This is a genomic window from Nonomuraea sp. NPDC004354 (assembly GCF_053602555.1).
Map to the genome: position 1 here is coordinate 26,152 of NZ_JBSGDV010000016.1, position 11,984 is coordinate 38,135.

An 11,984-nucleotide genomic window follows, 5' to 3' on the forward strand; every position below is an offset into this window, starting at 1 on the left:
AGCTCCCGTGGTTGACCATGCAAGGACCGGTACCGGCTCGGCAGAAAGCCGTACCCTGGTGAGGGAAGTTTCCGGCGGGGCAGAGCGGACCCCCGAAAATTGTCGGACCCTCCCTCTACCATCCCCCGTGGACCTATCAACACCTTCGACGTCGGGATCACCGTGGCAGACCGTTTGATCGTGCGTGGCGCACGAGAACACAACCTCAAGGACGTCTCGCTCGACCTTCCGCGAGACTCCCTGATCGTCTTCACCGGGTTGTCCGGCTCGGGCAAGTCGAGCCTGGCCTTCGACACGATCTTCGCCGAGGGTCAGCGCCGCTACGTGGAGTCCCTGTCCTCCTACGCCCGCCAGTTCCTGGGCCAGATGGACAAGCCCGACGTCGACTTCATCGAGGGCCTTTCCCCCGCGGTCTCCATCGACCAGAAGTCCACCAGCCGCAACCCCCGTTCCACGGTCGGCACGATCACCGAGGTCTACGACTACCTGCGACTGCTGTGGGCGCGCATCGGCAAGCCCCACTGTCCGGCCTGCGCCCGCCCGATCGCCAGGCAGACACCGCAGCAGATCGTCGACAGGGTGATGGAACTGGAAGAGGGCACCCGCTTCCAGGTGCTCGCTCCGGTCGTCAGGGGCCGCAAGGGCGAGTACGCCGAGCTGTTCCGCGAGCTGCAGACCAAGGGGTACGCCAGGGCCAGGGTCGACGGCACGGTGATCCGCCTGGAGGAGCCGCCGACGCTGAAGAAGTACGAGAAGCACGACATCGAGGTCATCGTCGACCGGCTGTCGGTGAAGGAGTCCGCGCGGCGGCGGCTCACCGACTCGGTGGAGACGGCGCTGCAGCTGTCCGGCGGCACGATCACGCTGGAGTTCGTCGACCTGCCCGACGACGACCCTGGTCGCGAGCGCTTCTACTCCGAGCACCTCTACTGCCCTTACGACGACCTGTCGTTCGAGGAGCTCGAGCCGCGCTCGTTCTCCTTCAACTCGCCCTTCGGCGCCTGCCCCGAGTGCACGGGGCTCGGCACGAAGATGGAGGTCGACCCCGACCTCGTCGTGCCCGACCCGGAGAAGACGCTGGGTGACGGAGCGCTCAACCCGTGGGCGGGCGGCCACACCAGCGAGTACTTCATCCGCCTCATCGAGGCGCTCGGGCTGGCCATGGGCTTCAACCTCGACACCCCGTGGGAGCGGCTGCCGAAGAAGGCGCAGAAGGCGCTGCTGTACGGCCACGACGAGCAGGTCCACGTCCGCTACAGCAACAGGTACGGCCGGCAGCGCTCGTACTACACCACCTACGAGGGCGTCATCCCGTGGGTGCAGCGCCGGCACGCCGAGGCCGAGAGCGACTCCATGCGCGAGCGCTTCGAGGGCTACATGCGGGAGATCCCGTGCCCGGCCTGCAAGGGCGCCAGGCTCAAGCCCGTCTCGCTGGCCGTCACGGTCGCCGACAGGTCCATCGCCGAGGTCTCGCGCATGTCGATCGGCGAGTGTGCCAAGTTCCTGGCGGGGCTGCGGCTGTCCGAGCGCGACATGCACATCGCCGAGCGGGTGGTCAAGGAGATCAACGCCCGCATGGGCTTCCTGCTCGACGTCGGCCTCGACTACCTCACCATGGACCGCGCCGCCGGCACGCTGGCCGGCGGTGAGGCGCAGCGCATCCGCCTGGCCACGCAGATCGGCTCGGGCCTGGTCGGCGTGCTCTACGTCCTCGACGAGCCGTCCATCGGCCTGCACCAGCGCGACAACATGCGGCTGCTCGACACCCTCATCAGGCTGCGCGACATGGGCAACACGCTGATCGTGGTCGAGCACGACGAGGACACGATCGCCGCCGCCGACTGGGTGGTCGACATCGGCCCCGGCGCGGGCGAGCACGGCGGCCAGGTCGTCGTCTCGGGCACCGTCCAGGACCTGCTCGCCAACGAGGAGTCGCTGACCGGCGCCTACCTGTCGGGCCGCAGGTCGATCGCGATCCCCGGCAAGCGCCGCCAGCGCGACAAGAAGCGGCAGATCACCGTGAAGGGCGCGCGCGAGCACAACCTGAAGGGCGTCGACATCGACTTCCCTCTCGGCGTGTTCACCGCCGTCACCGGCGTGTCGGGCTCGGGCAAGTCGACGCTGGTCAACGACATCCTCTACAACGCCCTGGCCAAGGAGCTCAACGGCGCCCGCACGGTGCCCGGCCGCCACTCCAGGGTCAACGGCATGGACCTGGTCGACAAGGTCGTCCACGTCGACCAGTCGCCGATCGGCCGTACGCCCCGCTCCAACCCGGCGACCTACACGGGCGTCTTCGACCACATCCGCAAGCTGTTCGCGGCCACCACCGAGGCGAAGGTGCGCGGCTACCAGCCCGGCCGCTTCAGCTTCAACGTCAAGGGCGGCCGCTGCGAGGCGTGCGCCGGCGACGGCACCATCAAGATCGAGATGAACTTCCTGCCGGACGTCTACGTCCCCTGCGAGGTCTGCCACGGCGCCCGCTACAACAGGGAGACGCTGGAGGTCCACTACAAGGGCAAGACCATCTCCGAGGTCCTCGACATGCCGATCGAGGAGGCGCTGTCGTTCTTCGAGGCCATCCCGGCGATCAAGCGGCACCTGCAGACGCTCAACGACGTGGGCCTGGGCTACGTACGGCTCGGCCAGCCGGCCACCACGCTGTCGGGCGGTGAGGCGCAGCGCGTCAAGCTCGCCTCCGAGCTGCAGCGGCGCCAGACGGGCCGCACGATCTACGTCCTCGACGAGCCGACCACGGGCCTGCACTTCGAGGACATCAGGCGGCTGCTCGGCGTGCTCGGGCGACTGGTCGACGGCGGCAACACGGTGATCGTGATCGAGCACAACCTCGACGTCATCAAGACCGCCGACTGGATCATCGACATGGGCCCCGAGGGCGGCTCCCGCGGCGGCACGCTGGTCGCATCGGGCACGCCAGAAGAGGTGGCGCTGGTGGACGAGAGCCACACCGGCCGCTTCCTGCGGAAGATCCTGTCCGTCTGACGGGACGGCGAGGCGAGGGGGCGGCAGACCGCCGTCCCCCCTCCTCTCAGCGGGCGGTGCGGCCGCGCTGCAACCACCATTCGGCGACCAGCAGCGGGATCGTCCAGCCCAGCCATGTGCTCAGGCCCGCGACCGTCTGCATGAGCTGCTGCTCGCCGCCTGCGGGGGCCGAGGGGAGCAGCAGCACCATCGCGACGAGTCCCCAGATCCGGTTCGTGATGATCGACATGGTCAGGGCGAAGCTGCGGATCATCCAGCGCCGATGCTCGGCGAACCGGCGCTGCCTGGCCATCCGCCATCCGGCGATCGTGCAGGCCAGCCACAGCGGCGCCATGAGCAGGGAGCTGGCCATCGCCACCGGCCCGAACGGTGTCGCCCACGCCAGCACCAGCGCCAGCACGCCCGCCGGCAGCTGGGCCAGCACGTACACGCGGCCGACGATACGGTGCGCGCGCCGGTACCGCTGCCGGAACCACGGCCACACCTGTAGGCAGCAGGCCAGCATCGCGATCGATCCGAGCAGCACGTGCACGGACAGCACGGCGTAGTACCAGAGATGCGGTGAGGGCACCCGGGAGAGCGCGGGATCGAGCGAGACGTACGGCGGCAGCGAGAACGCGACGAACGTGAGGGCCACGACGCCGAGCGGCGCCACCCAGGGACGCCGCCACCAGCGCGGCCGGGAGGCGTGCTCCCCGCGCGGGCGAGGAGTGGTTGTGATCGTCATGGCCACACCATCAGGGCGGCCGCTGACCATCGGCGCACCATCCGCTGACCGCTGACCGCAGTGCCGCCTGCCCGCGGCGGGGCCGGATGCGGGACCGAGGGGTGGTCTCAATAGGCTTAAGAACAGGTAAAGGCCCGGCCTGACATGGGCGACGGGGGAAGGTGGAGGGGGCACATGGCAGGCGAGGAGCAGGGCGGCGGCATGCCCGCGATCGGGCGGCGCGAGATGCTGGGCGCGACGGGCGTGGCCGTGTGCGGCGTCGCGCTGGCTGGCTGCGGCACCTCCGACGGGTCCGCGAAGGCGGTGGTGCCGCCGGGTATCAAGGGCAAGGTCATCGCCAAGAAGGCCGACGTGCCCGTGGGCAGCGGCAAGGTGATCCAGGAGTGGAAGATCGTGATCACCCAGCCCACGTCGGGGGTGTTCAAGGCGTTCACCGCCAGGTGCCCGCACCGCGGCTGCTCGGTGAACCGGCCCCAGGACGGCGTCATGACCTGCCCCTGCCACGGCAGCGAGTTCGCCGCCGACACGGGCAAGTGCCTGAAGGGCCCCGCGACGGGCCCGCTGGCGGAGTTCGCGGTCAAGGTCGAGGGTGACGGCATCGTCATTCTGTAGGGGAAAACGGTAAATGTGCATGGACCCGAGCGCTGGTTGAGGAGAGGCTGAACCGGTGCGGTCGCGCCGGCCGTACCTGACAGAGACAGCGATTCCCGGGAGGGTGACCATGGCAGAGACGACACGCCGCGCGGTGGTGCTGGGAGCCGGAGGGGCCGGCCTGGGGGTGTTGCTCACCGCGTGCGCGGGATACGGCCAGCCCTCGGGCGACGTGGTGGCCGAACCCGCGGCGAGCGGAGCGGGTCAGGAGCAGTCGGCCGAGCCGGGATCGGCCGCCTCGCCCGGCAAGAAGGCGGGCGGTGGCGAGCTCACCGGCACGGCCGACATCCCCGAGGGCGGCGGCAAGGTCTTCGCCGACAAGAAGGTCGTGGTCACGCAGCCCACGGCAGGCGAGTTCAAGTGCTTCACGGCCGTGTGCACCCACCAGGGATGCACGGTCGACGACGTCTCGGACGGCACGATCAACTGCCCGTGTCACGGCAGCAGGTACAACATCGCCGACGGCTCGGTCGCCAACGGCCCGGCGACCAAGCCTCTGGCCGAGAAGAAGATCACCGTCGACGGCGGCAGCATCTCGTTGGCATAACGCACCTTCTTTCACAATTTTCTCAGCAGTTTGCGGTTGGTTGGGCCGCATGGCAGAAGACCTTCACAGCCGCAGGACCGTCATCGCCGGCGTGGGAGCGGGCGGCCTCACCATGGTGCTCGCCGCGTGCGGCGGCGACGGCGGCGCGACCAGCGCGGCGCCCCAGGCGCAGGAAAGCTCGGCGGCCCCGTCGGCGTCGGCCTCGTCAGCGGCACCGGCGTCGACCGGCTCGGGCGGCGGTGCCCTCACGACGGCCGCCGACGTCCCGGTCGGCGGAGGGGCGATCTTCAAGGAGCAGAAGGTCGTCGTCACCCAGCCGGCCGCCGGGCAGTTCAAGTGCTTCAGCGCGATCTGCACCCACAAGGGGTGCCCGGTGACGTCGGTGGGCAACGGGACGATCGACTGCGCCTGCCACGGGAGCAAGTTCAGCATCGAGGACGGGTCGGTCAAGAACGGTCCGGCGACCGAGCCGCTGGGCGAGGTGCCGATCAAGGTCGACGGGGACTCGATCGCGCTGGCGTGAGGTGTCGCCCGCCGTGCCCGAAGGGCCTTCGGGTACGGCGGGCGCCGCGTCCGGCGCGCGGTGCCATTACGACGGTGAGCGGCACGCTCGGGGCGCGGCGGACCGGGCCGCTCCCTCGGCGGGGCGGCTGGATGTTAGGCCCCGAGACCGCGCCGTCGACGGCCGCGGTTGACCGTCCGCTGGGCGGAGGCTGGATCGCGCTTGGTTGTCGGTGGCGGCCTATAGGCTCTTGAACGTGGCGAGCACCTTGAGTTTCCGTCCCAAGCCGGGATCGATCCCCGATTCCCCCGGGGTCTACCGGTTCCGGGACGCCAACGCCCGGGTGATCTACGTGGGCAAGGCCAAGAGCCTGCGCCAGCGGCTCAACTCCTACTTCGCCGACTTCGCCGGGCTCCATCCGCGCACGCAGACCATGCTCACCACCGCGGCGAGCGTCGACTGGACCATCGTCGGCACCGAGGTCGAGGCTCTCCAGCTCGAATACTCCTGGATCAAGGAGTTCGACCCGCGCTTCAACGTCAAGTACCGCGACGACAAGTCCTACCCCTATCTCGCGGTCACCATGGGCGAGGACTTCCCGCGCGTGCAGGTGATGCGCGGCGCGAAGAAGAAGGGCACCCGCTACTTCGGCCCCTACTCCCACGCCTGGGCCATCCGCGAGACCGTCGACCTGCTGCTGCGGGTCTTCCCCGTGCGCACCTGCTCGGCCGGGGTCTTCAAGCGGGCCGGTCAGATCGGCAGGCCGTGCCTGCTCGGCTACATCGACAAGTGCTCGGCCCCCTGCGTCGGCAGGGTGAGCCCGCAGGAGCACCGCGATCTGGCCGAGGACTTCTGCGACTTCATGGCCGGCAACACCGGGCGCTTCATCAAACGGCTCGAACAGGAGATGCGCGCCGCGGCCGCCGAGCAGGAGTACGAGCGCGCCGCCCGCATCCGCGACGACATCCAGGCGCTGCAACGCGCGCTGGAGAAGCAGGCCGTCGTGCTCGGCGACGCCACCGACGCCGACGTGATCGCCCTGGCCGAGGATCCCCTGGAGGCGGCCGTCCAGGTGTTCTACGTACGCGGCGGGCGCATCAAGGGTCAGCGCGGCTGGGTCGTCGACAAGGTCGAGGAGACCACGCCAGGCGAGCTGGTCGAGCACTTCCTGCTGCAGATCTACGCCGAGGGCGACATCCCCAGGGAGGTGCTGGTGCCGGCGCTGCCGCCGGACGCCGCGGCCGTCACCGAGCTGCTGGGCGAGCAGCGCGGCGCCAGGGTGGAGCTGCGGGTGCCGCAGCGGGGCGACAAGAAGTCGCTGATGGAGACCGTCGAGCGCAACGCCAAGGAGGCGCTGGCCCAGCACAAGCTGCGCAGGGCCGGCGACCTGACGACGCGCAGCCAGGCGCTGCAGGAGATCGCCGACGCGCTCGACCTCGACCAGGCGCCGCTGCGCATCGAGTGCTACGACGTCTCCCACCTGCAGGGGGAGAACGTCGTGGCGTCGATGGTGGTGTTCGAGGACGGCCTGGTCCGCAAGAGCGAGTACCGCCGCTTCGCCGTACGGACCAAGGAGGGCGACGTCGCCTCGATCCACGAGGTGATCACCCGCAGGTTCAAGCGCTACCTGGAGGAGCGTTCGGCCACCGGTGAGCTGACGGCGGAGGACGATCACGGGCACGGGCCGATCGACCCCGAGACCGGCAAGCCGCGCAAGTTCGCCTACCCGCCCAACCTGGTCGTGGTCGACGGCGCGGGACCGCAGGCCGCGGCGGCGCAGCGGGCGCTCGACGAGCTCGGCATCGACGACGTCGCGGTGTGCGGCCTCGCCAAGCGGCTCGAGGAGGTCTGGCTGCCCGGAGACGACCAGCCGGTCATCCTGCCGCGCGCCAGTCAGGGTCTCTACCTGCTGCAACGGGTGCGTGACGAGGCGCATCGCTTCGCCATCACCTACCATCGATCCAAGCGGTCCAAGACGGTGAAGGAGAGCGCGCTCGACGGAGTGCCTGGCCTCGGCCCGGCGCGCAGGCAGGCGTTGCTCAAGCATTTCGGCTCCGTGAAGCGGCTACGTGAGGCCACCGTGGCCGAGATCTGCGAGGTCCCCGGCATCGGCCGCGCGACCGCAGAGGTGATCGTGTCAAGGTTTGCCCAGGAGTGAGGGTTATGAGCAGCCCAGAACATCAAGGACGCGCCGAGACCGCGTTCGTCATCGTGACCGGCATGTCAGGCGCCGGACGTAGCACCGCGGCCAAGGCGCTGGAGGATTTGGGCTGGTTCGTCATCGACAACCTGCCGCCTGGTCTGCTGTTCGCCATGGCGGAGGAGGCGGGCAGGGTGAAGCTGGCCGCCGACAAGGTGGCGGCCGTGGTCGATGTGCGGAGCCTCGCTTTCACCACCGACCTCAACGCCGCGATCGAGGAACTGGAGGCCCGCGGCGTGCGCGTCCGGGTCGTCTTCCTCGAGGCCAGCGACGAGGAGCTGGTGCGCAGGTTCGAGAACGTCCGCAGGCCGCACCCGCTGCAGGGCGAGGGCCGGCTGGTCGACGGCATCGCGCGCGAGCGCGGCATCCTGCGCGAGGTGCGCGCCAACGCCGACCTGGTGATCGACACCTCCGCCCACAACGTCCACGAGCTGCGCAACAAGATCGTCGCCTACTTCGGCGGCGACGACCGGCCGGGGCTGCGGGTGAACGTTGTCTCCTTCGGTTTCAAGTACGGCCTGCCGGTCGACGCCGATCTCGTCGTCGACTGCCGCTTCCTGCCCAACCCGCACTGGGTGCCCGAACTGCGGCCGATGAACGGCCTCGACGTCCCGGTGCGCGACTACGTCCTCGGGCAGGCGGGCGCCAAGGAGTTCCTCGACGCCTACGAGGAGGCCTTCAAGATCGTCGCGGCCGGATACGCGCGTGAGGGCAAGAGCTACGCGACGCTGGCGGTGGGCTGCACGGGCGGCAAGCACCGCAGCGTGGCCATGGCCGAGCAGTTCGGCGCCCGGTTGCGTGACCGTGGCATGGAGGTCCAGGTGAGTCACCGGGATGTGGGCCGGGAGTGACGGATGGGCAGGCGAGCGTAGCCGGTCGCGAGACCAGGGCCCCGGATGCCGGGGCCCGGCCGTCCTCGCGGGGGCCGGGTGGCCGTGCGGGGGTGTCGGCACGGGGTGAGGGCGACCTGGCGTCGCCGCCCCTGCGGGATCGCGGTGCTGGGACGGGGGCGTCCGTGCGTGATTCCGGTGGGCAGGTGTGGTCGTCCTGGTGTGGCTCCGGTGGCCGGGTGCGGTGGTGGCCTGCCGGGGATTCCGCCGGCCGCGTGCGGTCGTCCGGGTGGGGGCCCGGTGGCTGGACAAGGCGGTGTGTAGGGGATCCCGCCGGCCGGGTGTGGTCGTCCCGGCGGGATCCCGGTGGCCGGGCCCGATGGTCTTTACGGGAGCACGGTGGTCGGGTGTGGTTGTCCCTGCGAGGTCCGGGTAGTGAGGTGCGGTTGGCGGCGCAAGGTACTGATGGCGAGGTTCGGGCGGATATGCGCGGTCCGGATGGTGACCTTCGAGAGGACCCGTGGGCTCCCGCCGCCGGGCGGGCGGGCCGCGGGCCGAAGGTGGTGGCACTCGGCGGTGGGCACGGCCTCTACGCCTCGCTCTCGGCGCTGCGGAGCGTGACCGACGAGCTGACCGCCGTCGTGACCGTCGCCGACGACGGCGGCTCCAGCGGCAGGCTCAGGCGTGAGCTCGGCGTGCTGCCGCCCGGAGACCTGCGCATGGCGCTGGCCGCGCTGTGCGGCGACGACGAGTGGGGCAGCACCTGGAGCGAGGTCGTCCAGCACCGGTTCAGGAGCGAGGGCGAGCTGCACGGGCACGCCGTCGGCAACCTGCTGATCGTGGCGCTGTGGGAGCTGCTCGGCGACCCCGTGGCGGGCCTCGACTGGGTGGGGCGGCTGCTCGGCGCGCACGGCAGGGTGCTGCCGATGGCCTCGGTACCGCTCGACATCGTCGCCGAGGTCGAGCTCGACGGTGTGATCTCGACCGTCCGCGGCCAGGTGGCGTGCGCGCTCACGCCCGGCAGGGTCCAGGCCATCTCGCTGGTCCCCGAGGATCCTCCCGCGCGTCCCGAGGCCGTCCACGCGATCCGCGAGGCCGACTGGGTGGTCTTCGGCCCGGGATCGTGGTTCACCAGCGTGCTGCCGCACCTGAAGGTCCCCGAGCTGGCCGAGGCGCTCCACGTGACCAGGGCCAAGCGGCTGGTGACGCTCAACCTGGCGCCGCAGCCCGGTGAGACCGACGACTTCTCCCCCCAGCAGCACCTGGAGGTGCTCAGGCAGCACGCGCCCGACCTCACGGTGGACGTGGTCCTGGCCGACACGGGCGTGGTCGACGACCGCGACGCGTTGGAGAAGGCCGCGGCCGCGCTCGGCGGCAGGCTCGTGACGGCCGTCGTGGCGGCCGAGGACGGCTCGCCGAGGCATGACCCACGACGTCTTGCCTCCGTCCTGGACGAGATTTTCCTCCAGAAGCGTTGATCCTGGTCGGCGCCGTGCGAAGGTGCGAGAGACTTCTTGGGAGCCGGTCTGTATGGGGGAGGACTAACGCTTATGGCAATGACAGGTGTGGTGAAGGACGAGCTGAGCCGACTGCCGGTGCTCAAGCCCTGCTGCCGCAAGGCCGAGGTGTCCACGCTGCTGCGCTTCGCGAGCGGGCTGCACCTCGTGGGCGGGCGCATCGTGATCGAGGCCGAGCTCGACACCAACGCCACCGCACGCCGGCTGATCAAGGACATCGGCGAGGTCTTCGGCCACAAGGCCGAGGTGCTGGTGCTCGCCCCCGCCGGGCTGCGCAAGGGCTCGCGCTACGTCGTGCGCGTCTACCGCGACGGCGAGGCGCTGGCCAGGCAGACCGGCCTGATCGACAACCACGGCCGCCCGGTACGGGGTCTGCCGCGCCAGGTGGTGGCCGGTGCCTCCTGCGACGCGGAGGCGGCCTGGCGCGGGGCCTTCCTCGCCCACGGCTCGCTGACCGAGCCCGGCCGTTCGATGTCGCTGGAGGTCACCTGCCCGGGGCCCGAGGCGGCGCTCGCGCTGGTGGGCTCGGCGCGACGGCTCAAGATCCACGCCAAGGCGCGCGAGGTGCGCGGTGTCGACAGGGTGGTGGTGCGGGACGGCGACGCGATCAGCGCGCTGCTGACCAGGCTGGGCGCCCACGACAGCGTGCTGGCGTGGGAGGAGCGGCGGATGCGCCGCGAGGTGCGGGCCACCGCCAACCGGCTCGCCAACTTCGACGACGCCAACCTGCGGCGTTCGGCGCGCGCGGCCGTGGCCGCCGGCGCGCGGGTGCAGCGGGCGCTGGAGATCCTCGGTGACGACGCCCCCGAGCACCTGGTCGTCGCGGGACGGCTCCGCGTCGAGCACAAGCAGGCCTCGCTCGAGGAACTGGGCCAGATCGCCGACCCGCCGCTGACCAAGGACGCCATCGCGGGCCGCATCAGGCGGTTGCTGGCGATGGCCGACAAGCGCGCCTCCGACCTGGGGATCCCCAACACCGAGGCCAACCTCACAGTGGAGATGATGGCTCCGTGACCCGGCGGCGCCGCGGGTCGGCGTCCGCGGTTTGCCGGTCTCCACGGCGCGGTGAGACTGCTCGCTGGGCGTGACCTGCCGGTCCGGAGGCGACGTGTGAGGTGCCAGGTCGCGTCGAGGGTGTCGCGGGGGCTCTCAGGTCACGGGTCGAGAGCCGCCGATGGCCGTGTGGACGTGCGGCACTGTGGCCGCGGCGCAGGATGCCCAGCTTGAAAGCGCCTCCTGTCCGCGCTGGAGGGCCGTGCGTCGGGTCAGGCATGCCGGGCCTGGGAGCGGGCTGGGGCCACGCACATAGGCCCGCGGGCTTCGGAGTGGAGCCGCTCACGTGCAGGTCAGCGGGTTCGGAGTGGGGCGGCGGTGGCCGGTGGTGTGGGGGCTCCGGGTGGAGCTTCGCGATCCGGGGTGACTTCGGCGGTTCTGGGGTGAAGCGGGCGGAGCCCCCCCGGACCGGGGCGAAACCGGGCGGGGGAGCTCAGCGGTTCCGCGGCGTGAACAGGTCGACCGGCTCCTCGGCGGGTACGGCGGGCGGCTGCGACGCGGCGGCCTCCCGGGCCGCCCTGACCGCTCTGACCCGCTTGTTCACGAACGCGAAGGCCGCCACCGCGCTGATCACCCAGAACAGCGCGATCACCGGGTCCTTCTGGATCACCTGGTCGAACCGCGTGACGACCGTGCGGGCGGCGGCCAGGTAGCCGGTGCCGGGGGCGGCCTTCACGGTGAGCACGGTCACGCCGATCGTGGTGCCGAGGGCGGCTCCGGCGGCGCCGTACAGGGCGGCCAGGACGGGCAGGACCGCGCTGGACGGTTGGACGGCCGTCATGCCGAGCCCGACGAGCACGCCTACCAGCACCGCGACGACGCCGAGGTTGTATTCGGTGATGCCGATGACCGTCCCGTGGAGACCGGCGCCGACGAGCATGGCCACCAGGCCCATGAGGGTGCCGGGTACCAGGCCTGACTTCTGCTGGCTCATGGTGATGAGGTCCTAGGAAA

General features: G+C 70.7%; 10 protein-coding genes. 8 read left to right on the forward strand and 2 right to left on the reverse strand.

Annotated elements, in window-relative coordinates; all coding sequences use genetic code 11:
- Nucleotides 1–162 precede the first annotated feature (162 nt).
- Entirely contained in the window at nt 163–3,003 is a 2,841-nt protein-coding gene (uvrA, locus tag ACWENQ_RS33560) for an excinuclease ABC subunit UvrA (protein WP_354907145.1), read from the forward strand.
- A 46-nt stretch (nt 3,004–3,049) separates the two neighbouring features.
- On the opposite strand, the gene ACWENQ_RS33565 is transcribed toward uvrA, so the two are convergent.
- On the reverse strand, nt 3,050–3,730 hold the full coding sequence (locus ACWENQ_RS33565; protein ID WP_452417828.1) for a DUF2306 domain-containing protein: 681 nt from the start codon (nt 3,728–3,730) through the stop codon (nt 3,050–3,052).
- A 174-nt stretch (nt 3,731–3,904) separates the two neighbouring features.
- Between ACWENQ_RS33565 and ACWENQ_RS33570 the strand changes: the two genes are divergently transcribed.
- From ACWENQ_RS33570 to whiA, 7 genes are all read left to right on the forward strand, one after another.
- Nucleotides 3,905–4,342: a Rieske (2Fe-2S) protein gene (locus ACWENQ_RS33570; protein WP_449925739.1), complete on the forward strand. Its 438-nt coding sequence runs from the start codon at nt 3,905–3,907 to the stop codon at nt 4,340–4,342.
- A 109-nt stretch (nt 4,343–4,451) separates the two neighbouring features.
- Nucleotides 4,452–4,928, forward strand: a complete 477-nt coding sequence (locus tag ACWENQ_RS33575) for a Rieske (2Fe-2S) protein (RefSeq protein ID WP_354907142.1) — start codon at nt 4,452–4,454, stop codon at nt 4,926–4,928.
- Nucleotides 4,929–4,977: 49 nt separating this feature from the next.
- Complete coding sequence (locus ACWENQ_RS33580) at nt 4,978–5,451, forward strand: Rieske (2Fe-2S) protein (RefSeq protein ID WP_449925735.1); 474 nt, start codon at nt 4,978–4,980, stop codon at nt 5,449–5,451.
- Between the two features lie 229 nt (nt 5,452–5,680).
- The gene (gene uvrC / locus ACWENQ_RS33585; RefSeq protein ID WP_449925732.1) at nt 5,681–7,588 is read left to right on the forward strand and encodes an excinuclease ABC subunit UvrC; all 1,908 of its coding nucleotides are present in this window, start codon (nt 5,681–5,683) and stop codon (nt 7,586–7,588) included.
- Nucleotides 7,589–7,593: 5 nt separating this feature from the next.
- The gene (rapZ, locus tag ACWENQ_RS33590) at nt 7,594–8,481 is read left to right on the forward strand and encodes an RNase adapter RapZ (RefSeq protein ID WP_354907139.1); all 888 of its coding nucleotides are present in this window, start codon (nt 7,594–7,596) and stop codon (nt 8,479–8,481) included.
- Between the two features lie 464 nt (nt 8,482–8,945).
- On the forward strand, nt 8,946–9,938 hold the full coding sequence (locus ACWENQ_RS33595) for a gluconeogenesis factor YvcK family protein (protein ID WP_452417830.1): 993 nt from the start codon (nt 8,946–8,948) through the stop codon (nt 9,936–9,938).
- A 72-nt stretch (nt 9,939–10,010) separates the two neighbouring features.
- The gene (whiA, locus tag ACWENQ_RS33600) at nt 10,011–10,991 is read left to right on the forward strand and encodes a DNA-binding protein WhiA (RefSeq protein ID WP_354907137.1); all 981 of its coding nucleotides are present in this window, start codon (nt 10,011–10,013) and stop codon (nt 10,989–10,991) included.
- 472 nt (nt 10,992–11,463) lie between these two features.
- Here whiA and ACWENQ_RS33605 read toward each other — a convergent pair whose 3' ends face one another.
- The gene (locus ACWENQ_RS33605) at nt 11,464–11,964 is read right to left on the reverse strand and encodes a hypothetical protein (protein ID WP_449925726.1); all 501 of its coding nucleotides are present in this window, start codon (nt 11,962–11,964) and stop codon (nt 11,464–11,466) included.
- Nucleotides 11,965–11,984: the final 20 nt, after the last annotated feature.